Origin of the sequence: Bradyrhizobium australiense (assembly GCF_013114825.1) — a bacterium.
Taxonomy (GTDB): Bacteria; Pseudomonadota; Alphaproteobacteria; order Rhizobiales; family Xanthobacteraceae; genus Bradyrhizobium; species Bradyrhizobium australiense.
Window position 1 is genome coordinate 196,032 of the sequence record NZ_JAAVLX010000001.1, and the last position, 24,600, is coordinate 220,631.

27 protein-coding genes and 2 pseudogenes are annotated in these 24,600 nt (G+C 62.3%); 14 read left to right on the plus strand and 15 right to left on the minus strand.

The window, feature by feature from the left end:
• Positions 1 to 6: 6 nt before the first annotated feature.
• Both HCN58_RS00865 and HCN58_RS00870 read right to left on the minus strand, forming a co-directional pair.
• On the minus strand, positions 7 to 759 hold the full coding sequence (locus HCN58_RS00865) for a GntR family transcriptional regulator (RefSeq protein ID WP_171577488.1): 753 nt from the start codon (positions 757 to 759) through the stop codon (positions 7 to 9).
• Positions 760 to 763: 4 nt separating this feature from the next.
• Complete coding sequence (locus HCN58_RS00870) at positions 764 to 1,813, minus strand: aromatic ring-hydroxylating dioxygenase subunit alpha (RefSeq protein ID WP_171577489.1); 1,050 nt, start codon at positions 1,811 to 1,813, stop codon at positions 764 to 766.
• 333 nt (positions 1,814 to 2,146) lie between these two features.
• Here HCN58_RS00870 and HCN58_RS37335 point away from each other — a divergent pair.
• Together HCN58_RS37335 and HCN58_RS00875 are read left to right on the plus strand one after the other, a co-directional pair.
• A pseudogene (locus HCN58_RS37335) lies at positions 2,147 to 2,392 on the plus strand (methyltransferase family protein); the annotation flags it as partial.
• 124 nt (positions 2,393 to 2,516) lie between these two features.
• Positions 2,517 to 3,161 carry a methyltransferase gene (locus HCN58_RS00875; RefSeq protein ID WP_171577490.1) on the plus strand — a complete coding sequence of 215 codons (645 nt, stop codon included), beginning with the start codon at positions 2,517 to 2,519 and terminating at the stop codon, positions 3,159 to 3,161.
• A gap of 53 nt (positions 3,162 to 3,214) precedes the next feature.
• Here HCN58_RS00875 and HCN58_RS00880 read toward each other — a convergent pair whose 3' ends face one another.
• From HCN58_RS00880 to HCN58_RS00890, 3 genes are all read right to left on the minus strand, one after another.
• Positions 3,215 to 4,717, minus strand: a complete 1,503-nt coding sequence (locus HCN58_RS00880; RefSeq protein ID WP_171577491.1) for a flavin-containing monooxygenase — start codon at positions 4,715 to 4,717, stop codon at positions 3,215 to 3,217.
• Between the two features lie 81 nt (positions 4,718 to 4,798).
• On the minus strand, positions 4,799 to 5,641 hold the full coding sequence (locus HCN58_RS00885) for an AAA family ATPase (RefSeq protein WP_171577492.1): 843 nt from the start codon (positions 5,639 to 5,641) through the stop codon (positions 4,799 to 4,801).
• 99 nt (positions 5,642 to 5,740) lie between these two features.
• Complete coding sequence (locus HCN58_RS00890; RefSeq protein WP_171577493.1) at positions 5,741 to 5,983, minus strand: GlsB/YeaQ/YmgE family stress response membrane protein; 243 nt, start codon at positions 5,981 to 5,983, stop codon at positions 5,741 to 5,743.
• Between the two features lie 141 nt (positions 5,984 to 6,124).
• Here HCN58_RS00890 and HCN58_RS00895 point away from each other — a divergent pair, with 141 nt between their 5' ends.
• From HCN58_RS00895 to sseA, 3 genes are all read left to right on the plus strand, one after another.
• Entirely contained in the window at positions 6,125 to 7,300 is a 1,176-nt protein-coding gene (locus HCN58_RS00895; RefSeq protein ID WP_171577494.1) for a vWA domain-containing protein, read from the plus strand.
• A gap of 136 nt (positions 7,301 to 7,436) precedes the next feature.
• On the plus strand, positions 7,437 to 7,850 hold the full coding sequence (locus HCN58_RS00900) for a rhodanese-like domain-containing protein (protein WP_171577495.1): 414 nt from the start codon (positions 7,437 to 7,439) through the stop codon (positions 7,848 to 7,850).
• Between the two features lie 123 nt (positions 7,851 to 7,973).
• Positions 7,974 to 8,828 (plus strand): 3-mercaptopyruvate sulfurtransferase, encoded by an 855-nt coding sequence (gene sseA, locus HCN58_RS00905; RefSeq protein ID WP_171577496.1) that lies wholly within the window; start codon positions 7,974 to 7,976, stop codon positions 8,826 to 8,828.
• 18 nt (positions 8,829 to 8,846) lie between these two features.
• Here sseA and HCN58_RS00910 read toward each other — a convergent pair whose 3' ends face one another.
• Entirely contained in the window at positions 8,847 to 9,668 is an 822-nt protein-coding gene (locus tag HCN58_RS00910; RefSeq protein ID WP_171577497.1) for a hypothetical protein, read from the minus strand.
• A gap of 345 nt (positions 9,669 to 10,013) precedes the next feature.
• Between HCN58_RS00910 and HCN58_RS00915 the strand changes: the two genes are divergently transcribed.
• Together HCN58_RS00915 and HCN58_RS00920 are read left to right on the plus strand one after the other, a co-directional pair.
• A complete protein-coding gene (locus HCN58_RS00915) occupies positions 10,014 to 11,297 on the plus strand; it encodes a L,D-transpeptidase (protein WP_171577978.1) in 1,284 nt (427 codons plus the stop codon).
• A 198-nt stretch (positions 11,298 to 11,495) separates the two neighbouring features.
• Positions 11,496 to 12,464 (plus strand): NAD-dependent epimerase/dehydratase family protein, encoded by a 969-nt coding sequence (locus HCN58_RS00920; protein ID WP_171577498.1) that lies wholly within the window; start codon positions 11,496 to 11,498, stop codon positions 12,462 to 12,464.
• Between the two features lie 12 nt (positions 12,465 to 12,476).
• On the opposite strand, the gene HCN58_RS00925 is transcribed toward HCN58_RS00920, so the two are convergent.
• Positions 12,477 to 13,436 carry a D-2-hydroxyacid dehydrogenase family protein gene (locus HCN58_RS00925; RefSeq protein WP_171577499.1) on the minus strand — a complete coding sequence of 320 codons (960 nt, stop codon included), beginning with the start codon at positions 13,434 to 13,436 and terminating at the stop codon, positions 12,477 to 12,479.
• Between the two features lie 191 nt (positions 13,437 to 13,627).
• Complete coding sequence (locus tag HCN58_RS00930) at positions 13,628 to 13,840, minus strand: hypothetical protein (RefSeq protein WP_171577500.1); 213 nt, start codon at positions 13,838 to 13,840, stop codon at positions 13,628 to 13,630.
• Positions 13,841 to 14,072: 232 nt separating this feature from the next.
• Here HCN58_RS00930 and ettA point away from each other — a divergent pair, with 232 nt between their 5' ends.
• The 3 genes from ettA to HCN58_RS00945 all read left to right on the plus strand — a co-directional run bounded on the left by ettA (position 14,073) and on the right by HCN58_RS00945 (position 17,827).
• A complete protein-coding gene (gene ettA / locus HCN58_RS00935; RefSeq protein WP_171577501.1) occupies positions 14,073 to 15,722 on the plus strand; it encodes an energy-dependent translational throttle protein EttA in 1,650 nt (549 codons plus the stop codon).
• Positions 15,723 to 15,969: 247 nt separating this feature from the next.
• A complete protein-coding gene (locus HCN58_RS00940; RefSeq protein ID WP_171577502.1) occupies positions 15,970 to 16,560 on the plus strand; it encodes a TIGR00645 family protein in 591 nt (196 codons plus the stop codon).
• Positions 16,561 to 16,633: 73 nt separating this feature from the next.
• On the plus strand, positions 16,634 to 17,827 hold the full coding sequence (locus HCN58_RS00945) for a lytic murein transglycosylase (protein ID WP_235983328.1): 1,194 nt from the start codon (positions 16,634 to 16,636) through the stop codon (positions 17,825 to 17,827).
• A gap of 183 nt (positions 17,828 to 18,010) precedes the next feature.
• On the opposite strand, the gene HCN58_RS00950 is transcribed toward HCN58_RS00945, so the two are convergent.
• Both HCN58_RS00950 and HCN58_RS00955 read right to left on the minus strand, forming a co-directional pair.
• Positions 18,011 to 18,283, minus strand: a complete 273-nt coding sequence (locus tag HCN58_RS00950) for a hypothetical protein (RefSeq protein ID WP_171577504.1) — start codon at positions 18,281 to 18,283, stop codon at positions 18,011 to 18,013.
• 233 nt (positions 18,284 to 18,516) lie between these two features.
• The gene (locus HCN58_RS00955) at positions 18,517 to 18,828 is read right to left on the minus strand and encodes a hypothetical protein (protein ID WP_171577505.1); all 312 of its coding nucleotides are present in this window, start codon (positions 18,826 to 18,828) and stop codon (positions 18,517 to 18,519) included.
• A 76-nt stretch (positions 18,829 to 18,904) separates the two neighbouring features.
• Here HCN58_RS00955 and HCN58_RS00960 point away from each other — a divergent pair, with 76 nt between their 5' ends.
• The 3 genes from HCN58_RS00960 to bfr all read left to right on the plus strand — a co-directional run bounded on the left by HCN58_RS00960 (position 18,905) and on the right by bfr (position 20,367).
• Positions 18,905 to 19,288 (plus strand): hypothetical protein, encoded by a 384-nt coding sequence (locus HCN58_RS00960; RefSeq protein WP_210265822.1) that lies wholly within the window; start codon positions 18,905 to 18,907, stop codon positions 19,286 to 19,288.
• Positions 19,289 to 19,466: 178 nt separating this feature from the next.
• Positions 19,467 to 19,742: a (2Fe-2S)-binding protein gene (locus HCN58_RS00965; RefSeq protein WP_171577506.1), complete on the plus strand. Its 276-nt coding sequence runs from the start codon at positions 19,467 to 19,469 to the stop codon at positions 19,740 to 19,742.
• Positions 19,743 to 19,881: 139 nt separating this feature from the next.
• On the plus strand, positions 19,882 to 20,367 hold the full coding sequence (gene bfr / locus HCN58_RS00970) for a bacterioferritin (protein ID WP_171577507.1): 486 nt from the start codon (positions 19,882 to 19,884) through the stop codon (positions 20,365 to 20,367).
• A gap of 163 nt (positions 20,368 to 20,530) precedes the next feature.
• Here the strand turns inward: bfr and HCN58_RS00975 are convergent, their stop codons facing one another.
• Both HCN58_RS00975 and HCN58_RS00980 read right to left on the minus strand, forming a co-directional pair.
• A complete protein-coding gene (locus tag HCN58_RS00975) occupies positions 20,531 to 21,133 on the minus strand; it encodes an MSMEG_1061 family FMN-dependent PPOX-type flavoprotein (RefSeq protein WP_171577508.1) in 603 nt (200 codons plus the stop codon).
• A gap of 180 nt (positions 21,134 to 21,313) precedes the next feature.
• Positions 21,314 to 21,667 carry a hypothetical protein gene (locus tag HCN58_RS00980; RefSeq protein WP_171577509.1) on the minus strand — a complete coding sequence of 118 codons (354 nt, stop codon included), beginning with the start codon at positions 21,665 to 21,667 and terminating at the stop codon, positions 21,314 to 21,316.
• Positions 21,668 to 22,038: 371 nt separating this feature from the next.
• On the opposite strand from HCN58_RS00980, the gene HCN58_RS00985 reads away from it, so the two are divergent.
• Positions 22,039 to 22,704 carry a hypothetical protein gene (locus HCN58_RS00985; protein ID WP_171577510.1) on the plus strand — a complete coding sequence of 222 codons (666 nt, stop codon included), beginning with the start codon at positions 22,039 to 22,041 and terminating at the stop codon, positions 22,702 to 22,704.
• A 257-nt stretch (positions 22,705 to 22,961) separates the two neighbouring features.
• Here HCN58_RS00985 and HCN58_RS37020 read toward each other — a convergent pair.
• The 3 genes and pseudogenes from HCN58_RS37020 to HCN58_RS01000 form a co-directional block, all read right to left on the minus strand.
• A pseudogene (locus HCN58_RS37020) lies at positions 22,962 to 23,186 on the minus strand (hypothetical protein); the annotation flags it as partial.
• Positions 23,122 to 24,186 (minus strand): alpha/beta fold hydrolase, encoded by a 1,065-nt coding sequence (locus HCN58_RS00995; protein ID WP_171577511.1) that lies wholly within the window; start codon positions 24,184 to 24,186, stop codon positions 23,122 to 23,124. The gene HCN58_RS00995 and the pseudogene HCN58_RS37020, both read right to left, overlap by 65 nt.
• Positions 24,187 to 24,301: 115 nt before the next feature.
• Positions 24,302 to 24,541, minus strand: a complete 240-nt coding sequence (locus HCN58_RS01000; protein WP_171577512.1) for a DUF2188 domain-containing protein — start codon at positions 24,539 to 24,541, stop codon at positions 24,302 to 24,304.
• Between the last annotated feature and the right edge of the window lie 59 nt (positions 24,542 to 24,600).

Consider the following 24,600-nt stretch of genomic DNA (forward strand, 5'->3'; position numbering starts at 1 on the left):
CGATCCCTATTCGGCTGACGATTTGAGCAAGGCGAGAGCAGGCAGTAAATCGAGATTCGTGCGATTGCGAATGGCCAGCCGCAAATTGCGCGCGGCGAGGCGGGAATGCTCGCGCATCACGGCTTCGGCCCGCGCGCCTTCGCGGTTCTCGATAGCATCGACCACGATGCGGTGATGATCCTGCGCGATCAGCAGGATCTGGTGCGCTTCCGGCAATGCCGACTGCGCCATCACGAAAGCGCTTGGCGAGGCGAACGGCAGCGCGGAGACACGGTCGATCTCACGGATCAGCGGCGCGCTCGCCGACAATTCGTTGAGCAGCGCGTGAAAGCGCGCATTCATGGTCACATAGGCTGAAAACGCCTCGACTGAAATCGGATCCTGCCGAACCAGTTGGTCGAGATCGGCAAGGCACTCCTTGAGCGGCTCAAGGCTGCGCGCGCTGACGCCGCGCTCGGCGGCGAAGCGGGCGGCGAGGCCTTCCAGCGTGCCGCGCAGCTCGATCGAATCCAGAATGTCGCGCTCGGTAAACGCCTTCACCATGAAGCCGCCGGAAGGGATCGCCTGCAGCAGGCCTTCGTCCTCCAGCCGCACCAGCGCCAGCCGCACCGGCGTCCGCGACACGCCTGTGATATCGACCGCCTGCAGTTCGGAGATGCGTTCACCCGGGCGCAGCCGCCCCGACAGGATCAGGTCGCGCAGCGCGAGTTGCGCGCGCACGGTCTGCGAGACGGAGCGCTCAGCGTCGCGTTCGCTCATGGCCTCACTCCGCGGCTTGTGCGTTTTGCGGTGCCTTCTCGCGCGCGACCATGCGGTCGATCACGCGCCGCGCCCACATCGCTCCCGCATCGATATTGAGATTGTAGAAGGTACGGTCTGGATTTTCGTCCATCGCGCGCTGCTGCGCTTCGAGGATGATCTCGTCCTCGCGGAAGATATTCGAGACGCCTTCGCGGATTTCGGTGGTCAGCTTCTGCTCCGATGTCCGGTAATTGCGGACAAAAGCCCAGAAATAGTGACAGGTGGTCTCGGTCTCCGGCGTCATGGTATTGAGCACAAAACCGTTGACACCCTGCGAGCGGTCGCCCTCCGGGGCACCTGTACCGGCTGGCGCGACGCCGACGTCGATATTGACGGTGCCGGGGGCTTGAAAATGGATGATCTGCCAGCGGTCTACCGGCCCCGGCTTCTGCAACTGTGCGGCCCAGAACGGCGGCGCGTCGATGCCCCTCATCCAGCGGCTCACGGTGACCGTCTTGTCGCCATGGGTGACGTCAAATGGAGCTTCGGCGACGTGATCGTTGCCGATGCTGGAGCCATGCACGAAGGCTTCGTGGGTGAGATCCATCAGGTTATCGACCACGAGGCGGTAATCGCACTTTACGTGAATGGTCTTGCCATCGCCGGCCCAGGCGGGATCGTCGTTCCAGTGCATGTCAGACACCAGCGCGGGATCGGCCAGCGCCGGATCGCCCATCCACAGCCAGATGAAGCGGTGGCGCTCGACCACGGGATAGGAGCGCACGCAGGCGGAAGGATTGATGGTATCCTGCGAGGGCATGTAGGTGCAGCGGCCCTGCGCGTTGAATTTCAGCCCGTGATAGCCGCAGACCACGGTGTCGCCGTCGAGCCGTCCCTTCGAGAGCGGCACCAGCCGGTGCCAGCAGGCGTCCTCCAGCGCGCAGACCCGCCCGTTGGACTGGCGGTACATCACGACATGCTTGCCGCAGATCGTGCGCGGAAACAGCGCGTGCTTGATGTCGACATCCCAAGCGGCAGCGTACCAGGCATTGAGCGGGAATGAGGACGGCATGGCTGCACTCCTTACTGAGTGCAGGATGTATACAACAACGGCGCGAAGCCGGCAAGTACAGTGATATTAAGGTTATCTAATACCACCTACGTATACATTATGTTTGTGAATTGTCTCATTTTGCGAAGCCCAGTTAGCCGTCACCTTGATCGCAAGTCGACCGCGCAGCTTGACGGGCTTGCATGCGTGCTCGGCGCGAATAACAACTCCCGGCCGCGCTCCAGCGGCGACCAACGAAAGCGGTGTCGCCAATCGGCTCAGAGCGGCACGCGGCAAACTCGCAGGGGAGATCTCAGTCGAGGTTCGCAACAGCCCCACGGCAAAGGCGGCACGATGGCATCTCAAGTATCGGCCCACAGGCTATTCGATCTGATCCAGTCGCACCGTGTAACGGCGGTGATCTACGTGGCGGCGAAACTTGGACTTGCGGAGCTGTTGCGGGACGGCCCGCAGATGCCAGGCGCGCTCGCAAAGGCAACCGGCGCGGATGAACGTTCGCTCGGGCGTCTGCTCACCGCGCTCTCCACCATCGGCATATGTTCGCGAACCGGCGAAGGCGGCTACGCCTTGACGGAGGTGGGCGCCTGCCTCGACGGCGAAGCGGAGCAATCGTTCAAGGGCTGGGCGATCCTTGAAGCCGAGATGCTTTCAAAATCCTGGAGCGGGATGCTTGAATCCGTAATGACCGGCAAGACCTTCGGAATTGCAGGGCGTTGCCGACAGTTTCGAACTGATGGGGCGAACGCCTGGAAACGTCGACAAGTTCAATCTCGCGATGACCGAGCTCACGCGGCTGGTGACACCGGATATCCTGCGTTCCTACGATTTCAGCGGGATATGCCACCTGATGGACGTCGGCGGCGGCTCCGGCGAGCTGCTCGGCGCGATCGCGCAGCAAAACCGGAAAATGCGCGGCACCGTTTTCGACCTTCCGAGGTGCGCCGAGGCCGCCGGCAAACATCTTCGGCAGATCGGCGTCAGCGATCGCATCGAATTCGCCGCCGGCGATTTCTTCAAATCCGTCCCGGCCGTCGCTGACGCGATCATTCTCAAGAGCATAATTCATGATTGGAATGATGCGCGCAGCATCTCGATCCTGCGCAACTGCCATCAGTCGCTGCCTGACGGAGGCAAGTTGCTGCTGGTCGAGCGGCTGACGCCGGAGACGCCAACTGCCACGGAGGAGGACAAGGCGCACGCGATGAGCGATCTGAACATGCTTCGCGGGCCCGGAGGACTCGAGCGCACCAAGAAGCAGTATCGCGAATTGCTCAACCAAAGCGGCTTCGATCTGACCGGGGTTTATCCAGCCGGCCGCTTCAACGCGATGGAGGCGCGTCCCCGATGACATCTATCGAGTGACGGGATGTTGCGGTCACTCAGATCATCAGCCGACCGGCCTCAGCCGTAAGCGAACGCGTTGTCCTTCAGGTCGATCGCCGGAAATTCGTCCTTTTCCGCCCAGTAGTCCTGGTTGTGCTGCCATTCCGGCTTGTCGCCGCGCTTGGGCAGCAGGTGCATACCGCGCATCATGTAGCCGGGGTTGAAGTTCTCCGGATCGATCCAGGGCAACAGCGGCATGTTGTGGTCTTCGGGGCGAAGCTGTGGCGTCACCTTTTTCGCGCCGGTCTCTTTCATATGCGTGAGCAGCCGGCAGACGAAATCGGCGACCAGATCGACGCGCAGCGTCCAGCTCGCGCGGAAATAGCCGAACACCCAGACGAGGTTCGGCACGCCGGTGAACATCATGCCGCGATAGGTCACGGTATCGGCGAAGTCGAGCGGCTTGCCGTCGACAGCAAACTCGATGTCGCCGGTGGCGCAGAGATTGAAGCCGGTTGCGGTCACGATGATGTCGGCTTCCAGCTCCTTGCCGGATTTCAGCAGGATGCCCTTTTCGGTGAAGCTCTCGATCTCGTCGGTGACGACGGAAGCCTTGCCGGATTTGATGCCCTGGAACAGGTCTCCATCAGGAATGAAGGCGATGCGCTGCCGCCACGGCCGGTATTTTGGCGTGAAGTGGGTCGCGATGTCGTAGTCCTTGCCGAGATAGGCCTCGACCGCCGACAACAAATCCTTCTTCGCCGCTTCCGGCTCATGGAACGTCTTGCGGGTAAAGGCGTCCTGGTCGAACAGGATCTTGCGCCGGGTGATTTCGTGAATCCACTTTTCATCCACCTGCAATTGGCGCAGTTGCTCGGCGATCTCGATCGCATTGCGCCCGGTGCGAAAATAGGTCGGCGAACGCTGCAGCATGGTGACGTGCGCGCAATCGGGAGCGAGCGCCGGGATCAGGGTCGCCGCGGTCGCGCCCGAGCCGATCACGATGATGCGCTTGTTCTTGTAGTCGAGATCCTCGGGCCATTTCTGCGGATGGACGATCAAGCCCTTGAATTTGGCCATGTCCTTCCACTCCGGCGTATAGCCCTCGGTATGGCGGTAGTAGCCCTGGCACATCCAGAAGAAATTGGTGGTGAAGCGAAGCTGCTCGCCGGTGTCGGTGCGCGTGGCCTCGATGGTCCAGAGGTTTTCCTCGCTCGACCATTTGGCTGAAGTGATGGTGTGCTGGTAGCGGATGTGACGGGCGAGATCGTTCTCCTCGATCACTTCGCCCATGTATTTGAGAATTTCCTTGGCGCTCGCGATCGGTGCTGTCGTCCACGGCTTGAACCGGTAGCCGAAGGTGTGCAGATCGCTGTCGGAGCGGATGCCGGGATAGCGGTGGGTGGTCCAGGTGCCGCCGAATGTCTTCTGCGCCTCCAGCGCCACGAACGTCGTCCCCGGGCATTGCGTGGTGAGGTGATAGGCCGCGCCGACGCCGGAGATGCCGGCACCGGCGATCAGGACGTCGAAATGCTCGGTATGACCGAGTGATGTCTTATCGATCTGGGTTTGAACGTTCATCTTCCCTGTTCTTTTGTCATTTGTTGTTTTCCAAAACGAAACGCCAGAACCTTAGGTTCTGGCGCCGCAGTCGTCAGCGAATTACACTTCGCGGCGGCTGAGGAATGCCAGCCGTTCGAACAGGTGCACGTCCTGCTCGTTCTTGAGCAACGCGCCGTGCAGCGGCGGGATCAGCTTGCGCGGATCGCGCTCCCTGAGCATTTCCGGCGTGATGTCCTCGTTGAGCAGCAGCTTCAGCCAGTCGAGCAGCTCCGAGGTCGAAGGCTTCTTCTTCAGCCCCGGCACTTCGCGCACCTCGAAGAAGATGCGCAGCGCCTCTTCCACCAGGCGCTTCTTGATGCCGGGGAAGTGCACGTCGACGATCCGGACCATGGTGTCGGCGTCGGGAAACTTGATGTAGTGGAAGAAGCAGCGGCGCAGGAAGGCGTCCGGCAATTCCTTTTCGTTGTTCGAGGTGATCATCACGATCGGGCGCAGGCTCGCCTTGATGTTCTCGCCGGTCTCGTAGACGAAGAACTCCATGCGATCGAGTTCGAGCAGGAGGTCGTTCGGAAATTCGATGTCGGCCTTGTCGATCTCGTCGATCAAGAGCACCGGGCGCTTCTCATGGGTGAAGGCTTCCCACAACTTGCCGCGCTTGATGTAGTTCGAGATATCGGAGACGCGGGGGTCGCCGAGCTGGCTGTCGCGCAGCCGCGACACGGCGTCATATTCGTAAAGGCCCTGCTGCGCCTTGGTGGTCGACTTGATGTGCCAGGTCAACAGCGGTGCGCCGAGCGCTTTGGCGACTTCTTCCGCCAGCACGGTCTTGCCGGTGCCGGGCTCGCCCTTGATCAGCAGCGGGCGCTCGAGCACGATCGAGGCGTTGACGGCGACCTTGAGGTCGTCGGTGGCGACATAGTCCTTGGTGCCGGTAAATTTCATCTATTCGTTTGCCTTGTTGTTCGTTCGTCAGCCGCTGGCGGCCTGAACAGTAAACGACCGCCGGTCCGGCGGTCGCGATTGGAATTGAGGCGCTTGTCCTCAGCGTCTGATCAGCGACAGGATCACCAGAATGATCACCCCGCCGATCGTGGCGTTGACGATGTCGCGGACCCAGCCATGGCCGAGGCTGACGCCGAGCTGCGGCAGCAGCCAACTCGCCAGCAGCGCGCCGATGATGCCGATCAAGATATTGCCGATCAGCCCGAAGCCTGCGCCGCGTACGATCAGCCCGGCAAGCCAGCCCGCAATACCGCCGATGATCAGCGCCGCAACGATGCCCATTGAATTTCCCCAGCCGGAATAAACCCTTTACGGCTCAATTGTAATTGAAAAAGCCTCCCGGTCTAGGCCTGACAGCTATGCGCTGGCCTTTGGCATGCGTCGGCCCTTGACGTGTGCGGCCCGGCGGGCAATCTGTATCCCATGTTCCTGCAATTCTTCACATCGTTGCGCGACGCGCAGGTCCCGGTGACGCTGCGCGAATATCTGACGCTGATGGAGGCGCTCGACGCCGATCTCGCCGATCAGACGGTGGAGAATTTCTACTATCTCTCCCGGGCGGCGCTGGTGAAGGACGAGCGCAACCTCGACAAGTTCGACCGCGTTTTCGGCACCGTGTTCAAGGGGCTGGAAAACCTCTTGGACGCCATGGACAAGGCTGAGATCCCCGAGGAGTGGCTGAAGAAGCTCGCGGAGAAATACCTCACCGAGGAAGAGAAGAAGCAGATCGAAGCCATGGGCTGGGACAAGCTCATGGAGACGCTTCGCAAACGGCTTGAGGAACAGAAGGGCCGCCACCAGGGCGGCAATAAGTGGATCGGCACGGCAGGCACCTCGCCGTTCGGCGCCCATGGCTACAATCCGGAAGGCGTCAGAATCGGGCAGGAGAAGAACCGCAACAACCGCGCCGTGAAGGTCTGGGACAAGCGCGAATTCAAAGATCTCGACGGCAATGTCGAGCTCGGCATCCGCAACATCAAGATTGCGCTGCGCCGCCTGCGCAAGTTCGCCCGCACCGGCGCGCCCGACGAGCTCGATCTGGACACCACGATCCGGGAGACCGCCAACCACGGCTACCTCGACGTGCACATGCGGCCCGAGCGGCGTAACGCGGTCAAGGTTTTGGTGTTCTTCGATATTGGCGGCTCGATGGATTCCCACATCGAGCAGGTCGAGGAGCTGTTCTCGGCGGCGAAATCCGAGTTCAAGCACATGGAATATTTCTACTTCCACAATTGCCTCTATGAAGGCGTCTGGAAGCAGAACAAGCGCCGCTTCACCGACCGCACGCCGACCTGGGACGTGCTGCATAAATATCCGCACGACTACAAGGTGGTGTTCGTCGGCGACGCCTCGATGTCGCCGTACGAGATCATGGTGCCGGGCGGCTCGGTCGAGCACGTCAACGAGGAGGCCGGCTCGGTCTGGCTGGAACGTATCACGCGCACCTATCCGCATACGGTCTGGCTCAATCCGGTAGCGCAGAAGCACTGGGATTATTCGGAATCCACCACCATCATCCGCCGGCTGCTTTCGGATCGAATGTATCCGATCACGATCGAAGGCCTCGAAGGCGCGATGAAGGAATTGGTGCGGTAACGGCGGTTGCTGTCATTCCGGGGCGATGCGAAGCATCGAACCCGGAATCTGGAGCGAGTGAAATAACCTCTGGATTCCGGGTTCGCGCTGCGCGCGCCCCAGAATGACAGATCAAGAAGAACGAAAGGCGCAATCAATGCCCCAGACTATTCGCCGCGGCATCAAATCCCTGCTCGACGAAGCCAACGCCGCGATAGAAACCGTCAGCGCCGCCGACGCCATCAAGGCCGCGCAAGACCCCAACGTCGTGATCGTCGATATCCGCGATCCCCGCGAGATCGAGCGCGAGGGCAAAATCCCAGGCGCGTTCTCCTGCACCCGCGGCATGCTGGAATTCTGGATCGATCCGCAAAGCCCCTACGCCAAGCCGATCTTCCAGGAAGACAAGAAGTTCATTTTCCACTGCGCCGGCGGCCTCCGTTCGGCGCTCGCCGCCAAGACCGCGCAGGACATGGGCCTGAAGCCAGTCGCCCATATGGGCGGCGGCTTCGCCGCCTGGCGCGACGCCGGCGGCCCGGTCGAGAAGTGGGAGCCGAAGAAGAAGGGGTAACCGCCTCCAGTCATTCCGGGGCGCGCGAAGCGCGAACCCGGAATCTCGAGATTCCCCGACGCGCAATTGCGCATCTGAGGTCTGGTCCTTCGGACCATCCCGGAATGACAACAAGGAATTCTCATGCCCACTACAACCGACCCGCTCGTCTCCACCGAATGGCTCGCCGCGCACCTGAACGATCCGAACGTCAAGGTGGTCGACGCCTCGTTCAAGATGCCGGGCGTGCTGCCGCTGCCGAAGGACGATTATCTCGCCTCGCATATTCCGGGCGCGGTGTTCTTCGACGTCGACGCGGTGTCCGACCATTCCAACCCGCTGCCGCACATGTTTCCGTCCGCCGAGCAATTCGGCCGCGATGTCGGCGCGCTCGGGATCGGCAATGACGACACCGTCGTGGTCTATGATTCCGGCGGCTGGGTCGCCGCACCCCGGGTGTGGTGGATGTTCCTGTCGTTCGGCAAGGACGTGCGCGTGCTCGATGGCGGCTTGAAGAAGTGGATCGCGGAAGGCCGCAAGGTCGATAGCGGGCCGGTCGCGCCGAAGCCTTCGACGTTCAAGGCGACGTTCGATGCGCGGCGCGTGCGCAGCATGCAGCAATTGATCGCCAACCTCGCAACCCGCGCCGAGCAGGTGATCGATGCACGCGCCAATGAACGCTATCAGGGCAAGGTCGCCGAGCCGCGCCCGGGCCTTCGCTCCGGCCATATCCCTGGCAGCCTCAGCCTGCCCTACAACAATTTGTTCGACGCCGCGACCGGCACGATGAAGCCGCTCGACGAGTTGCGCGCCGCGTTCGCCGGCGCCGGCGTGAAGCTCGATGCGCCCACCGTCACGAGCTGCGGATCCGGCGTCAGCGCCGCCGTGCTGACGCTGGCGCTCTATCGTCTCGGTGTCGAGAACCCGGCGCTGTATGACGGCTCGTGGACGGAGTGGGGCGCAGCCGACGGCCCGCCGGTCGCGACCGGCCCGGCCTGATCCTTAAATTTTTGGACGCTACCTCGTCGCGCGCATCACCGGGAGCGGTAAGAACGGATTGGGTTGTTGCTGCTGCAGGGTCAGCGCTGCCTCACGTGCCAGACGCGCGCGGCGCGCCGCCGCAATTCGCCGTTTTTCGCGAGCCCGCTGTGCGGCAAGTTTCTTGATTGCGCGGCGGTCGGTTTTCGCGTCCGTGATAGATGTCTTTTCATTGATGAGAACAGCGGGACCGCCGAGCGTCGCGATCCTCGTCACAGCGGGGCTGCTTTCAGGTGAAGCCGCTTCCGTCGGCTCGGCCGGGGACGACGTCGCCACGGCCGAAGGTCCGGGCGTTTCCGCGACAGCGGCTAGCTTCACTTCCGTATTGGTTGCGGGCGCGTCGGTTGCCGCCGGAGAGACCGGCGCGGGCGGTGTGTCCGCGCTTGCCTCCTGCGCCGGAGGTTCCGGCTTGGTGGCTTCCTTGGTAGCTTCCTTGGCGGCTTCGGCCTGCATCGGCTCTGCCGGTTTCAGCACAGCCAGATTCCCAGACTCTACCGGACTGGCTTCCGGAGTTTGCCCGACGGCCGCCGGCGAGTCCGAGGCTGTTTCCGGAACGGTGGCGGCCGGGACATTGTCCGCGGGCTTTTCCACGGCCGGCGGCTCGACGCGCAGCAACGCCAATGTCGGCAGCGGGTCGTCGTTCTGGCGGGCGAACATGGGCTCGGGCGCCGCCCGCCGTGAGGGAAGATTGGCAAATTCCTCATGCGCGGCCCGCAACAGGGCGGCAGCGCCAAGACCAAAAACCAAGACCGACATCGAAAGCACGATCGCGGTGAACAAGAAACGAAAGCCGGGAAGCATGGACGCGAGTTCCACCCCTCCTTGATCGCTGGAGGGTTATTGATTGCCAAGGGGAACGCGGTGACCACTATGCGGCCGGATGCGCCGGGGCGGGGGCGCGCGCGAATCAAGCCGATTTGAGAGTATCTCAACGCCCGGCGGCTTTTTGTTACAAAATCTGCGTTTGAAGTCGCGCACTACACGCGAATGGCGATTTCCGGCGCGCTGAGGCATCTTTGCCGCAGCCTGGCAGCAATCACAAATGGCTGGTGCGGGCCGAATTTCGCGGATTTGTCTTGAATGCGCCGCGATCTTCCGTCATCTGCCGTTAACCGTCCGGTGGGGCTTGGGGTCTATACAAAGGCGATGATGAACAACCGCATTTTGACGATTTGTGCCGCCATGGCCGCTGGCATGGCGGGAACTTCGCTCGCCCACGCTCAGCAGGGCTATCCGGCGTCTCCGGGCCAGGTTTATTCGGCTACTCCGGGACCGTACGTGCCCGGTGGCTATGCGGTTGACGAACGCCGCCCCGGCGAACCTGATTTCGACGCATTGGAAGACGACGAGGCGCCGAACGCGCCGAGTTCGGCCGCGTTGCCGCCGCCCGGCCCGGTGCTATCGCCCAGCGATCCCCGCTATGGCCGCCCGGCCGCTGCCCCGGTCTATTCGGACCGTGGCGCCCCGATGCCCACGGGCCCGATCCTTTCTCCCGACGATCCGCGTTACGGCCGCCCTGCCGGTCCGCCGCCGGTGATCTATGCGGACCGCCCGCCCGGTTCGCAGCCGCCGGTGTATTCGGATCGCGGCGATACCCGCATTCCGGGCGCCGGTATCGTCTATCCGAACGACGACCGCGCTGGCCTGCGCCCCCCGGGGGCGATCGGCGCCGCACCGGCGCCCGCCGCGACCGGCGCGCTGCCGCAACCGCAGCAACCCGCCGCCGGCGCCCCCGCCGTTGGAGCCGATGGCAGGCCGGTGCAACTCGCTGCGCTGCCGCCGGAAGAACAGCCGGAAGTCGGCCCCGCGCAGCTTCCGCCGCACCTGCGCCGTCAGGAAGTGGCCTTTGCAACCAAGGAGCCCGCGGGCACCATCGTCGTCGATACCGCCAATACCCACCTCTATTACATCCTCGGTGGCGGGCGTGCGATCCGCTACGGCGTCCGCGTCGGCCGCGACGGCTTCACCTGGAACGGCGTGCAGAAGATCTCCCGCAAGGCCGAGTGGCCGGACTGGCATCCGCCGACCGAGATGATCGAGCGCCAGCCCTATCTGCCGCGCTTCATGGCCGGCGGCCCCGGCAACCCGCTTGGCGCGCGCGCGATGTATCTCGGTTCGACCGTCTACCGTATCCACGGCACCAACCAGCCCTCGACGATCGGCAAGTTCGTCTCCTCGGGCTGCATCGGCATGCTGAACGAGGACGTCTCCGACCTGTTCGAGCGCGCCAAGGTCGGCACCCGCGTCGTGGTGCTGCCTGGTGGCCCGCCGCCCGCCAACACCGCAACCGCGTCGGCCGCACCGCCGCCGCCGGGTGGCGCGCCGGCTGCCACAGCGGCCCCCGGACCGGCACAGGCCCAACTGGCGCCCGGCCCCGGCGGTCAGCCGACCGTCGTGCCGCCGCTGCCCGCGCCGGTCACAATTCGCTAGGTCCTCAGTCACAACGACGTTTCGAAGGCGCGCCCACAGCGCGCCTTTTCTGTTATCGATCCGCGCGCGATGCGGCTTGGCGTTTGCGGAACAAGCCCGGACTGAACCGCGGCCTTCAGCCACATTCGTGCGCTTGAATTCACATTTCCTTCTACTACCTGCCGGCCAGAATTGTGGGCAGCAACAGGAGGATTCCGTATGCGGATTTTCGTTGCAGGCGCCACTGGCGCCGTGGGCCGTCCGCTCGTCGCCGCGCTGATCGCGGCAGGTTACTCGGTCGTGGGAATGACGCATAGAGCTGGTAAGGCCGAGGCCATCAAACGGATGGGGGCGGAACCCGCCGTTGCCGATGGCCTGGATGCCGCGGCCGTTGAGGCTGCGGTCGCTTCCGCCAAGCCCGATATCGTCATCCATCAAATGACGGATTTGGCGGGCCTCACGGATTTGCGCCATTTCGATCGCGCCTTCGCCAAAACCAACGAGTTGCGTACACAGGGCACCGACATTCTTCTCGCCGCAGCGCGCAAGGCGGGCGCGAACCGCTTCATTGCCCAGAGTTTTGGCGGATGGGCCTACGACCGCAGCGGCGGCTCGGTGAAAACCGAGACAGACCCGTTTGATGCGGAGCCGCCGCAGGAGCTGCACCGGACCTTGCAAGCGATCCAGTATCTGGAGCAGACCGTCACCGGCTCGACGCTGCCCGAAGGCATCGCGCTGCGATACGGATATTTCTATGGCCCCGGCACCGGCATGCTCGCTCCCGCAATGCTCGACCAGTTGCGCCGCCGCCGTGTGCCCGTCATCGGCGATGGTGGCGGCTGGTGGTCGTTTATCCACGTCGACGATGCTGCGTCCGCAACCGTTGCGGCCATCGAGCATGCGAGGCCCGGCAACATCTACAACATCGTCGACGATGAGCCGGCCGAGGTTAAGGTGTGGCTGCCGGCCCTCGCGGCTACGGTCGGCGCCAGACCGCCATACCGTGTGCCGGCCTGGCTCGGCCGATTGCTGGCCGGCGAACACATGGTTGCGATGATGACGCAGGTGCGGGGAGGATCGAACGCCAAGGCCAAACGCGAGCTCGGCTGGCAGCCGGCGCATTCGTCCTGGCGTCAAGGATTTGCGGAAGCCGCCAGACAATCCACGGACCACAAAGCCGCGGCTTGAGAGCGGGCGCGCTCAGGCCAGCCGCTGCTTCGGCTCGCCCTTGAACCAGGCGTCGATGCCCTCGACCATCTGCTGATAGTGGTTTCGAAAACTGTCCTCGGTAACGTAGCCGAGATGTGGCGTAAGCACGATGTTGTCGAGCTTGCGGAACGGATGGTCGACCGGCAGCGGCTCGACCGAGAATACGTCGACCCCGGCGCCGGCGATCTTCCTTTGCGTCAGCACTTCCAACAGCGCGCCTTCATCGACGATCGGCCCGCGGGCGGTATTGACGAGGTAAGCGGTCGGCTTCATCCGCGCGAGATCGGCAGCCCCGACCAGCCCGCGCGAACGCTGGCTCAGCACCACATGGATGGTGACGATGTCGGCGGTCGAGAACAGCTCTTCCTTGCTCACATAGGTGACGCCGACTTCCTTGCATTTTTCCGGCGTCAGGTTCTGACTCCACGCGATCACGTTCATGCCGAAGGCCTGCGCCAGCTTTGATACTTTGGTGCCGAGCTTGCCGAGGCCGATCACGCCGAGCGTGCGGCCCTCGATTTCCACGCCGACGAATTTCTGCAGGGGCTCACCGGCATGCATGCGGGCGTTTTCGCGGCCGATATTGCGGGTCAGTTCCAGGATCAGGCCCATGGTCAGCGGCGCGGTTGGATCGCGGCCCCATTGCGTGCCGCACACCACCACCTTGCGGTCCTTGGCGGCTTCCATGTCGATCGCGGCATTGCGCAGGCCCGAGGTGATCAGCAGTTTCAGTTTGGGCAGGCTTGCAAACATGGTGCGCGGGAACGGGGTGCGCTCGCGCATCGCGCAGATGATCTCGAAATCCTTCAGCGCGCCGGCCGCGGCTTCCTCGTTCGCAAACGGCTGGTTGAACACCGTGACGTCGACGCGATCGATGACTTTGGACCAGTCGGCGACCTTAAGCGCCACATTGAGATAATCGTCGAGGATTGCACAGCGCAGCCGCGTCATTTGAGAGGTCCGTTGATGGCGAATATGACGGCGGATTGACCGTCAGGGCAGGTGGCCATGGTTGCGCGCAATCGAAAAGGGCGCAAGCGGACAAATAGCGTTTTCAAGCGAAGCATGCCCTCGGATTTGATTCGGGGGTGGGTACCGGTTCGCGTGAAGAAAACGCGTCAAAAAATGAGCTGCGGGCCGCCTCAATTAACCGGAAGAGCTCGGGTCGAATGGCCGAGATGCTTGGCGCGCCAGGCCGGTCCCGGGCCGCGCATGTAGTGCAGTTCCGGGCGGTAGGGGTTGAACGCCTTGGCAACGAACTGGCGCCAGAAAGCGCGGAGCTCTGCCACCGGTTTTGCCAGTCCGGCGTGTGCGTGAGCCGGGGCGGAAAGGGATGCCGAACCGATCGTAGCCATGACGGGGGGCCCTTGTTTTCAAAACGCCTTTTTCGGCGCTGAAAACGATTTTTCGCCCGATTTATTAAAAGATAGTTTCAATTGTCGGGATCTCGGCGGACATGGTGACCATCCCGTATTCATCCGTGGTGAACGGATGGAAAACGCCCTCCTGCGGTTGCCCTTTGGTGGCTGCGCCGCTACATCAGCGGCAGCAAATCTCCGCAAAATCCAACAGGTTCCAGGGATCGCGATGGCTCGCCAATTCATCTATTTCATGCAGGGTCTGACTAAGAGCTACCCGACCCGAAAGGTGCTCGATAACGTCCATCTGTCGTTTTACCCCGATGCCAAGATCGGCGTGCTCGGCGTCAACGGCTCCGGCAAGTCGACCCTGCTGCGGATCATGGCCGGCCTCGACAAGGAATATACCGGCGAGGCTTGGGTGGCCGAGGGTGCCCGCGTCGGTTATCTCGAGCAGGAGCCGCATCTCGACCCCAAGCTGACCGTCCGCGAAAACGTCATGCAGGGCGTCGCCAAGCAGAAGGCGATCCTCGATCGCTACAACGAGCTGGCGATGAACTATTCGGACGAGACCGCCGATGAGATGACCAAATTACAGGACGAGATCGAGGCCCAGGGCCTCTGGGATCTCGACAGCAAGGTCGACCAGGCGATGGACGCGCTGCGCTGTCCGCCCGACGATTCCGACGTCACGAAACTCTCCGGCGGCGAGCGCCGCCGCGTCGCACTGTGCAAATTGCTGCTGGACCAGCCAGATCTTTTGCTGCTGGACGAGCCGACCAACCATCTCGACGCCGAGTCGGTATCGTGGCTGGAAGGTCATCTCCGAAATTATCCCGGCGCGATCCTGATCGTGACCCACGACCGCTACTTCCTCGACAACGTCACGGGCTGGATCCTCGAACTCGACCGCGGCAAGGGCATTCCTTACGAGGGCAATTATTCGTCCTGGCTGGTGCAGAAGCAGAAGCGCCTCGAGCAGGAAGGCCGCGAGGAAGTCGCGCATCAGAAGACGCTGGCCCGCGAGCAGGAGTGGATCGCCTCCTCCCCGAAGGCGCGTCAGGCAAAGTCCAAGGCGCGCTATCAGCGCTATGAGGACTTGCTCAAGCAGGCGAGCGAGAAGCAGACCCAGACCGCGCAGATCACCATTCCCGTCGCCGAACGCCTCGGCCAGAACGTCGTCGATTTCGAAGGCCTCACCAAAGCTTTCGGCGACCGTATGCTGATCGAGGATCTCACCTTCAAGCTGCCGCCGGGCGGCATCGTCGGCGTGATTGGCCCCAACGGCGCCGGCAAGACCACGCTGTTCCGCATGATCACCGGTCAGGAAAAGCCGGACAAGGGCACCATCACTGTCGGCGAGAGCGTACACCTCGGCTACGTCGACCAGTCGCGCGACGATCTCGACGGCAAGAAGACGGTGTGGGAGGAGATTTCCGGCGGCAACGAACTGATCCTGCTCGGCAAGCGCGAGGTCAACTCGCGCGGCTATTGCTCCTCGTTCAACTTCAAGGGCGCCGACCAGCAGAAGAAGGTCGGCGCGTTGTCAGGCGGTGAGCGCAACCGCGTGCATCTGGCCAAGATGCTGAAATCAGGCGCCAACGTGCTGCTGCTCGACGAACCGACCAACGACCTCGACGTCGATACTCTGCGTGCGCTGGAAGAGGCGCTGGAGGACTTTGCCGGCTGCGCCGTGATCATCAGCCACGATCGCTGGTTCCTCGACCGTATCGCGACCCACATCCTGTCCTTCGAGGGCGACAGCCACGTCGAATGGTTCGAAGGCAACTTCCAGGATTACGAAAAAGACAAGATGCGCCGGCTCGGCCAGGACAGCATCATTCCGCATCGCGTGAAGTACAAGAAGCTGACGCGGTGAGTTCGGCAGGCGCTGAACGCCGCTGCATCGTCTTTGCATTCCCAACGCGGTCGTCTCGATCGCGAGATCAGGCTTGGGCAAACTTTTCACGCCGGCGCGTGCAAGACCGCCATTTTGCCGTGAAAGTCCGCTTAACGTGACGATCCCGTAATATGCGCTGCGGCCAGTTGTCGCTTCACAGCGCGGTCAGATTGCGTAGATATAGGCCTCCTTCCGGAATTCGAATCCCCGCAGTGAGCCCTCCTGAATGTCCCTTACGCCCGAAACGCCCATGCCGCCCGAAGCTCAGGGGAAGGCATTGCGTCCGATCCCGCTGCTGATCTTCAGCTCCCGCTGGCTGCAACTGCCGCTTTATATTGGCCTGATCGTCGCACAGGGCGTCTATGTGGTGCTGTTTCTGAAGGAGTTGTGGCACCTGTTCGCCCACGCCTTCGATTTCAGCGAGCAGCAGATCATGCTGGCGGTGCTGGGCCTGATCGACGTGGTGATGATTTCCAACCTGCTGGTGATGGTCATCGTCGGCGGCTACGAGACGTTCGTCTCCCGTCTCAATCTGGAAGGGCATCCCGATCAGCCGGAATGGCTCAGCCACGTCAACGCCAGCGTGCTCAAGATCAAGCTCGCGATGGCCATCATCGGCATCTCGTCGATCCATCTGTTGCGCACCTTCATCGAGGCCGGAGGATTGACCTCGGGCAAGAGCGGCTACACCGAAACCGGCGTGATGTGGCAGACCATCATCCACACGGTTTTCATTCTGTCGGCGATCGGCATTGCCTACGTCGACAAGTTGTCGAATGTTTCCACCGAACACGCCAAACAGGCCGTCTTGCATTGATGGGCGGCATGTCGATCGACAGGATTCCGGTTTGCGACAGAGGTTGATAGCCGCGGTTCTGATACTGGCAGCGATGACGCCAGGCGCGGTGCGCCCGGCCCACGCCGCCGACGCCGCCTTCACCCAATTCATTGCTTCGCTGTGGCCGGAGGCGCAGGCGGCCGGCGTGTCGCGCGCGACGTTCGACGCGGAGACGAGGGGGCTTGAGCCCGATTACAAATTGCCCGATCTCTTGCTGCCTGGCCGGCCGCCAACCGGCGCGCCGTCGCAGGCCGAGTTCGTGCAGGTGCCGGCCGATTACGTCAAGGAAGCTTCCATCGCGCGGCTGGCGGCGGAGGGGCAGAAGCTGATGCAGAAGCATCGCGCCGCGCTCGCCGAGATCGAAAAGCGCTTCGGCGTGCCCGCAAGCATTGTGCTCGCGATCTGGGGCCGCGAAACCGATTACGGCCGCTACCGGCTGCCTTACGACACGCTGCGCGTAGTCGCGACGCAGGCCTATGTCGGCCGCCGCAAGGACCAGTATCGCACCGAATTCATCCTGGCGCTCAAGCTGCTCGGCGAGGGCGCCGTGGCGCGCAGGGATTTTCGCTCATCCTGGGCCGGCGCCACCGGCTACACGCAATTCCTGCCGTCCGAATATTACAACCACGGCGTCGATCTCGACGGCGACGGCCGGGTCGACATCTGGCACTCGGTGCCGGACGCGCTGGCCTCCGCTGCGCGGCAGCTCGTCAACAAGGGTTGGCAGGCGGGCGTACGCTGGGCCTATGAGGTGAAGGCGCCCGCCAATGTCGATTGCACCATGGGCGTGCCCGAGGTGACCAAGCCGATCGCCGAATGGCTGCGCGCAGGATTTGTGCCGGTGCGCGGGCAGAAGTTGAGCGCGGCCGAGCAGGCGCAGCCGGCCTCGCTATTGCAGGTGGAGGGCATCTACGGCCCGTCGTTCCTGACCACGAAAAACTATTTTGTCATCAAGGAGTACAATTTCTCCGATCTGTACGTGCTGTTCGTCGGCCATCTCGCCGACCGCATGGTAAGCCCGCTGCCCTTCGCAACCCCATGGTCGGCCTCGACGCAATTGCGCTCGGCCGATGTCGAGGCCATGCAGCGCCATTTGACGCGCATCGGTCTCTACAAGGACAAGCTCGACGGCAAGGCCGGCATGCAGACCCGTGCGGCGCTCGGCGAGTATCAGAAGTCCGCGGGCCTGAAGGTGGATTGCTGGCCGAGTGAAGCGGTGCTGCGCTCGATGAACGGGGCGAGATAGCGCTGCTTTCCCGTAGCCCGGATGGAGCGTAGCGCAATCCGGGACAATTTCATCCGTGGATGAACCTACCCCGGATTTCGCTTCGCTCTATCCGGGTTACAGGTCGCGACAAACAAAAAGCCCGGCCGAAATATCGGCCGGGCTTCGGATCATGACGCGCGGCTCGCGCGCCGATCGATCAGATCAGTTGCAGACCTCGACGCGGCGAAAGCGCCACTCGTAGCCGTCCCAGAAGCGCTCGCGAACCATGCGGCACGCCGGATAGGGCGCTTCTTCCACATACACCGGACCGCCATAGGCCGGGCGGCTGGAGGCGATCGCGCCACCGATGATCGCGCCGCCGAGCAGGCCGGCCGCCACGCCTGCGGCAACGCCACGCTGTGCGCTCGCGGGCGTCGAGGCAAGCGAACCGGCAATCGTTGCAACCGCGACGAAGGCAGCAAATGTCTTCTTCATGTCCTGGGCTCTCCTGGAGTGACGCCTTCGGGCGCCGGGTTTAGGGGTGACTCACACGCTGTTTCGAACTGCCGCTTCGCTAAAAAGCGCACATGGGTCAATCGAAAGTAAACGTTCGCAGATGATTGTCGAAAAAAACGGTTTTTTCGGGCCGGAAATGATACGCATCCCCGCAAAGGCGGCGCCCTTCCGGGGTGTTGAGCGCAATTTAATGAAGATGAACGGCCGCTACGCTAGTCGCAGACCCTGACGTTGCGGACCCGCCAGCCATAGCCATCCCAGAACCGTTGCCGCTGCCAGATGCAGGACTCGCCGTAGCCGGGATCGACGACATAGGCCGGGCCGCCATAGCCGGGCGCGTAATAGCCCGGGCCGTAATAGTAGCCGTTCTGCGAAGCAATCGCGCCGCCGACAATGGCGCCGCCGATCAATCCGGCTGCGACCCCCGCGGCAACGCCGCGCTGCGCCTGGGCGGGAGCGGGAACAGCGACGGCCGAAACGGCCAACGCAGCGGCAGCGCCGAGCGCCATCAATGTCTTCTTCATGGCCTCACCTTTCTCGTGGAGCAAACGACATTAGGTTTTGTCCCGGCAAAAGTTCCACATTTCGCTTGAATGATCAATGAACGGCTCTGCCTCCGCGGGCGACGAAATGGTGAAGGGTCGGCGGATTTGCGGTGCAAAAATACCGAAAATTCCCCTGCCGGCGCTGAACAAGGGCGCGATGATGAACGGTTTTGCGGCATTCATGGTGGCGGCCGGCGGTGGGACGCTGATCTGCTACCTGCTGATGAGCCGGGTGCAAAACCGAAAACCTCGGCGCGAGAGCGCGGGCGGCGACACCTACGGCACAACATCCAGCGACAGTTCCTGCGGCGATGGCTGGAGCCTGCTGTCCTGGTTCGGCAGCGACACTTCGTCGTCGCATGATTCCAGTTCTTCCAGCGACAGTTCCGGTGGGGACAGCGGAGGAGGTGGCGGCGATGGCGGTGGGGGCGGCGATTGACGCCGGATCGCCGGCCAGTCAGCGCCGGTTTGATTTACCACAATACCGGGCTTTAGATTCATTCCAGTATTTCCCCGGCATCAGTTTGGAATTGCTTGAAAATGCGGCTTTTCCTTTTGCATCTCGGCGCGCTCTTAAATATCGATGAGGCCGCATCACCGAAGGTCCCACTGGTTTCATGATCGTCTGTTCCTGCAACGTATTGAGCGACCACGATGTCCGTAATGCCGTAAGTGCAGCTTCGGACCTGCCGCGAAATCCCAAACAGATTTACGGTTGCCTCGGCTGCAGCGCCGAATGCGGCCGCTGCGCCCGCACCATCAAAACCATTATCGACGAAGCGCTCGGCGCCTGCGCCAAGGAATGCTGCTCCGGTTGCCCTCATACGCGCCATGCCGCCAACGACGAGCCCGCGCAGGAAACCGCTTCGTCGTTCGCCCTCGCGGCCTGCTGAAAACCCTCTGCATCCATCGATTTCCGTCGTTCCCCACCGCTTTTTTTGCGGAACGGTTGCCCTTGGCTCCAAACTGATTTAGAAGCGTTCTAAATACAGGTGTCAGGCTGCGTTTGGCCTGAGGAAATCGGAGTGGACCATGCAGGGCGATCCCAAAGTCATCGACTATCTCAACAAGGGCCTGCGCAGCGAGCTCACCGCGATCAACCAGTATTGGCTGCACTACCGGCTCCTGAACAATTGGGGCCTTTTGGATTTTGCCAAGGTCTGGCGCAAGGAATCCATCGAGGAGATGGAGCACGCCGACAAGTTCACCGACCGGATTTTGTTCCTCGACGGCTTTCCCAACATGCAGGTGCTCGATCCCCTGCGCATCGGCCAGAACGTCAGGGAAATCATCGAATGCGATCTCGCAACCGAGATGACCGCGCGCACGCTCTATCAGGAAGCGGCGACCTACTGCCATGGCGTGAAGGATTACGTCTCGCGCGACTTGTTCGAGAGCGTGATGAAGGACGAGGAACATCACATCGACTTCCTCGAAACCCAGCTCGACCTGATCCAGCGCATCGGGCTCGAGCTCTACACGCAGAAGCATGTCGGCGGCTTGGAGAACGGGGACTAGCCGACATCTCGGAACAGGTTTCAGCCATGTCTCCGGGCTAAACAGAAGTGTGGGGATCCAGTTATTCCAGAGCGTCAGTAACTGAACCGAAGAGCCGCAGCGTACTGGATACCCCGCCTTCGCGGGGTATGACGACCGGATTCGGGTCACCAAAGATATCGCACTACAACTGCGTCCTGTAGCGCTCGTAAATCACTTCCTGGCTCTCGCGCTCGCCGAGCCCGGTCTGGTCGTGGATCACCTCGCCGATGCTCGGCATCACCGAACGCTCGACCTGCGTGGCCGCCCACAGTTTCGAGCGCATCAGCGCCTTGCCGCAGTGGAAATAGGCTTCCCGGACCTCGATGCGCAGCACCGCGCGCGGCGGCTTGCCGAATTCGATCATCGACGCCATCAGCTCCGGATCGACCGAGAGGCTGCCCTTGCCGCCGACGCGCAGCGTCTCGTCGATCCCGGGTACGAAGAAGATCAACTGCACGAAGCCCGAGCCCTCGACGATATTGCGAAAGCTGTCGATGCGGTTGTTGCCGGAGCGATCCGGCATCAGCAGCAGGTTCGGCCCGGCGACATGGACGAAGCCGGGATTGCCGCCGCGCGGCGACGCATCGACGCTGCCGTCCGAGCCTGATGTGGCCAGCACGCAGAACGGCGACATGCCGATGAATTTCTTCGCGTGGGCGTCGATCTCCGGCCGCGCCTTGGCGATCACGCGGGGCGTCGGAGCGGGATAGATCGTGGCGAGGTCGGAAGCGGCAAGATCGGACAAGGGATTCCTCCGGTCGATTTTTGACAGACTACCATCCCCGCATTTTCACGTCATCCCCAGGTTGGAAGGCTTCTGGCTTCTGGCTCCGTCATTGAGAGCGAAGCGAAGCAATCCACCTCTCCGCGCGGGATAGATGGATTGCTTCGTCGCTATCGCTCCTCGCAATGACGTTTCCTACCGTCAAACCGCGTCCGCCGGCACGAAGCAGTTGATGATGATGCTGCCGCGGTGGTGCACGTACCACACCACGGCTTCGCCGATCGGGTTGCCCTGGTCGCGAATGACCGCGCGCTCGGGCACCTGCATCCATTGGCCCTCGATCGGCACCCAATAAGTGCCGCCGCGAACGTCGTAGCTGGTGCGATGGCCGTCGGAAATATCGCAACAGGGCACGCCGCTCGGCGAGACCACCCGCTTGAACCACGCGCGGATATCGGGCGGGACATGATCGAACTGGCCCCTGTCGAGGGCGAGCGCTGTGCTGCCCAGTACCGAAAGGCAGACAAGCAAGCCGAATGGCGCAAGCCTTCGCATCCGATCCTCCGCTCTGTTTGTCTTGTCCGGGCGGGCACGCCACCCACGATTCGTAATCCGAGGACAATTCAAGCGGAGCCGGCTTGGGGATGCACGCTCAAATAATGAGCGATGTGTCGTTGCGAAATTGGTGCATGCGACATTCGGACTCTCTCGCTCGTCGCCCTGTACACAGTCTGATGCGAGCCACGGCTGGCTCAACCGTTGCACCGAACTGATTGCTGCATTGAAGTGTAGGAAAAGCACGAACGTGCTATCGATCTTGCGTGTGGATTCGTGGTGAGCTGCCGGGCGCAGCAAGCTGCCTAACATGCGGTCTAGTGGTTGGTGGAAGGAGCCGCTCTACGGTCATCGTCACGATTGGAAACGCGTTGGATACGAACAAGATTGCGATAGGCCTGCTTTCACCCGTGGGATTGCTGTTTGCGCTCCCCATATTGCTTTGGGCCTTCAGCTTCACCGAACTCTTCGGGCAGGAGAAATGCAGCATCGGTTCCATTAGCGACATCGAATACCAACGCATTCTGTCTCGGGCCGGCGCTCAAGGCTGGACGGTATGGCCCGGTCTGTCGAATGGGGCGTTTTGGCCGTCGGATAGTGGATTTCGAGGTCCGACAGCATCTTTCAACAGCAATCTCAATGATCAGCTTCTCTCATATGTCAGAGAGCTTGCTGGATCCGACGCGTCCATCGATCGCCAACTGGCTTCGGGCCATGCTGTTATGCGCAGCATGGGCGCAGAATACGTCCAGACTCAAGAAGTGCCGGACATGCGCCGGGATCGCGCCGCTTCGCGCGTTCGTTTCACATACTACCTGCCGCAGGTTCGGTTCGCGCCTGCATGTGTTCTTTGCCTGATATGGTGGTACACCACCATTGACCTGATCTTTTCTCATGACCTCGCCACCGATCGATACGAGTTGCAGGCAGTGAACGTTCTGCACGCTGGGCTGAAAGGTAGTCCCGACAAAGAGCGCGCGCGCAACGTCCCGTGGGGTAGTTGCCCCGAGTTTCGAAAATCCGGTCGCAATGGATGATTGGATTGAGCAATGTTAGCTGCGGGACCGCAGGTCGATGCGCGCGAAATCAAGGCTCCTTTGTCGCGCGCCGTTTGGTGGAAGCCTTCGGCGCGACATTCTCCCACGCCATTGTCAGCGCGCTTTTCAGCGTCGCCGCATCGGCCTTGGCGAGGCGCACATTTGGTGTAGCCCTGCTTGCCCCAACCGCCCGGTACTGGGCGGAAAATTTCGGGCTCCGCCTCAACCAGCATCGATTGTTGCTCAGGCGTCAGCTTCACCGTGCCCCAGTCTTCGTCGGGATGGCCTAGCGTTGCGAAGATGCGCTTGCCGACGCGGAAATCAGCCTTGCCGTGATGCGCGCTCTCCACCGCATCGAGAAGCGCGAGTGCGGTCCGGCGAAAACGGCTGGTTGACATGGCACGCTCGCTGCCGGGCCTACATCGCCCGCTGCGGCGCGCTCCGCAGCAACTCCTGCAGTTCCTGCTTGTAGAACTTCGCATTGGCCGTCGTGAGATGGCCGCGCGTCTCGCTGGAGGCGGGGATCAGTAACAGGCGGCCGTTCTTGACGCGCTTCATCGCCGCCTCGGTGACGCCGGTTTCCGGCGGATTGCGCTCGTCGTCGGCGGCATTTATCAGGAGCAGCGTGGCCTCGATCTTCTCCAGCGAGGGCGCCGGATTGTAATCGTGCGAGGCTTCCCACTGGTAGATGAAGTCGTTGGCGTCGGCGGTAACAGCGGTTGCCAGCCGGTCGTCGACCATCTTGTCGGCTTTCGCCGCCGTCGGCGCCAGTGCCTGATAGGCCAGCGTGCCGCCGCCGGTCGCGATGCCATAGGCGTTGATGGCATATTTCATCATGCGCGGCTGGGCGGTGTAATTGCCACCATTGTAGTCGGGATCGTTCCGGATGGTCTCCAGCATCATCCGCCGCAGCATCCAGTTGCGCGCCGCCATCTCGGTCGGCTGCGAGGCCATCGGCACCAGCGCGTCCATGAATTGCGGATATTTGCCGCCCCAGATCCAAGTGTGCATGCCGCCCATCGAGTTGCCGATGACGAGCCGCAGATGCTTTATGCCGAGTCCTTCCGTGACGAGGCGATGCTGCGCATCGACCATGTCCTCGTAATTGTATTTCGGAAACGTGGTTTTCAGGCCGTCGGAGGGCTTTGACGATTTGCCGTGGCCAACGCTATCAGGGATGATGATGTAGTGTTTCGTGACATCCAGCGGCTGGCCGGGGCCGAACAACTCGCCGCCGAAACCAGCCGTCAGCATGCTGGCCGCCGAGCCGCCCGAGCCGTGCAACACTAGCACCGGCTGCCCGGTCGGCTCGCCGATGGTGGTGTAGTGAAGCCGCAGCTCCGGCAGCGTTTCGCCGGTGTGGAATCTGAAATCTTTGGCGATCCATTCGCCCTGCTTGGGTGCGGGATAGTCGGCGGCGAAAGCAGTGATGGTGGTGAGGGCCAATGCGGCGGCCGAAAAGGCGGCATGCGAAAAATTCATCATGGTCTCCCCAAGGCTTACAGTTTTCCAAGCCTGCGGCTATCTTTGCGAACCGCTTGGTCGGGGAACCTAGCACACCGGCGATTTCTCCGTCACCACATTGCCGAACAATGCATTAGCCCTCCACCTCGGTTTCCGGCCGGTCGTTGCCCGCGGCGGTTTCCGAATGCCATCTTCCGTCAGCGGTTTCGTATTCGATCACCTCCGTACGACCCGGCACCCGCTGCTCGGCGGCTACGCGCCGGGCGGCTGCCAGCGCCGCGGCACGGTTCGGAAACGGCTCGGAAAACACGCCGTTGACGGTGTAGGCCCAGCCACCGTCATGTTCGACGATCTTGTAGGTCACATGGGTCATCGGGAACTCGCTGCTTGCAGGTGCCGACAGGGGTGAACGCGCCGCGTGTTTCATGACAG

What these genes read in the sequence shown, in the direction of transcription:
- sseA (WP_171577496.1), top strand. Translation starts at nt 7,974, where the DNA reads ATGCCCACTACAACCGACCCGCTCGTCTCCACCGAATGGCTCGCCGCG.
- HCN58_RS00890 (WP_171577493.1), bottom strand. Translation starts at nt 5,983, where the DNA reads ATGGGCATCGTTGCGGCGCTGATCATCGGCGGTATTGCGGGCTGGCTT.
- HCN58_RS00870 (WP_171577489.1), bottom strand. Translation starts at nt 1,813, where the DNA reads ATGCCGTCCTCATTCCCGCTCAATGCCTGGTACGCTGCCGCTTGGGAT.
- HCN58_RS00865 (WP_171577488.1), bottom strand. Translation starts at nt 759, where the DNA reads ATGAGCGAACGCGACGCTGAGCGCTCCGTCTCGCAGACCGTGCGCGCG.
- HCN58_RS00900 (WP_171577495.1), top strand. Translation starts at nt 7,437, where the DNA reads ATGCCCCAGACTATTCGCCGCGGCATCAAATCCCTGCTCGACGAAGCC.
- HCN58_RS00920 (WP_171577498.1), top strand. Translation starts at nt 11,496, where the DNA reads ATGCGGATTTTCGTTGCAGGCGCCACTGGCGCCGTGGGCCGTCCGCTC.
- HCN58_RS00910 (WP_171577497.1), bottom strand. Translation starts at nt 9,668, where the DNA reads ATGCTTCCCGGCTTTCGTTTCTTGTTCACCGCGATCGTGCTTTCGATG.
- ettA (WP_171577501.1), top strand. Translation starts at nt 14,073, where the DNA reads ATGGCTCGCCAATTCATCTATTTCATGCAGGGTCTGACTAAGAGCTAC.
- HCN58_RS00980 (WP_171577509.1), bottom strand. Translation starts at nt 21,667, where the DNA reads ATGCGAAGGCTTGCGCCATTCGGCTTGCTTGTCTGCCTTTCGGTACTG.
- HCN58_RS00995 (WP_171577511.1), bottom strand. Translation starts at nt 24,186, where the DNA reads ATGAATTTTTCGCATGCCGCCTTTTCGGCCGCCGCATTGGCCCTCACC.
- HCN58_RS00885 (WP_171577492.1), bottom strand. Translation starts at nt 5,641, where the DNA reads ATGAAATTTACCGGCACCAAGGACTATGTCGCCACCGACGACCTCAAG.
- bfr (WP_171577507.1), top strand. Translation starts at nt 19,882, where the DNA reads ATGCAGGGCGATCCCAAAGTCATCGACTATCTCAACAAGGGCCTGCGC.
- HCN58_RS00945 (WP_235983328.1), top strand. Translation starts at nt 16,634, where the DNA reads ATGACGCCAGGCGCGGTGCGCCCGGCCCACGCCGCCGACGCCGCCTTC.
- HCN58_RS01000 (WP_171577512.1), bottom strand. Translation starts at nt 24,541, where the DNA reads ATGACCCATGTGACCTACAAGATCGTCGAACATGACGGTGGCTGGGCC.
- HCN58_RS00965 (WP_171577506.1), top strand. Translation starts at nt 19,467, where the DNA reads ATGATCGTCTGTTCCTGCAACGTATTGAGCGACCACGATGTCCGTAAT.
- HCN58_RS00880 (WP_171577491.1), bottom strand. Translation starts at nt 4,717, where the DNA reads ATGAACGTTCAAACCCAGATCGATAAGACATCACTCGGTCATACCGAG.
- HCN58_RS00955 (WP_171577505.1), bottom strand. Translation starts at nt 18,828, where the DNA reads ATGAAGAAGACATTGATGGCGCTCGGCGCTGCCGCTGCGTTGGCCGTT.
- HCN58_RS00940 (WP_171577502.1), top strand. Translation starts at nt 15,970, where the DNA reads ATGTCCCTTACGCCCGAAACGCCCATGCCGCCCGAAGCTCAGGGGAAG.
- HCN58_RS00930 (WP_171577500.1), bottom strand. Translation starts at nt 13,840, where the DNA reads ATGGCTACGATCGGTTCGGCATCCCTTTCCGCCCCGGCTCACGCACAC.
- HCN58_RS00960 (WP_210265822.1), top strand. Translation starts at nt 18,905, where the DNA reads ATGAACGGCTCTGCCTCCGCGGGCGACGAAATGGTGAAGGGTCGGCGG.
- HCN58_RS00925 (WP_171577499.1), bottom strand. Translation starts at nt 13,436, where the DNA reads ATGACGCGGCTGCGCTGTGCAATCCTCGACGATTATCTCAATGTGGCG.
- HCN58_RS00950 (WP_171577504.1), bottom strand. Translation starts at nt 18,283, where the DNA reads ATGAAGAAGACATTTGCTGCCTTCGTCGCGGTTGCAACGATTGCCGGT.
- HCN58_RS00895 (WP_171577494.1), top strand. Translation starts at nt 6,125, where the DNA reads ATGTTCCTGCAATTCTTCACATCGTTGCGCGACGCGCAGGTCCCGGTG.
- HCN58_RS00915 (WP_171577978.1), top strand. Translation starts at nt 10,014, where the DNA reads ATGATGAACAACCGCATTTTGACGATTTGTGCCGCCATGGCCGCTGGC.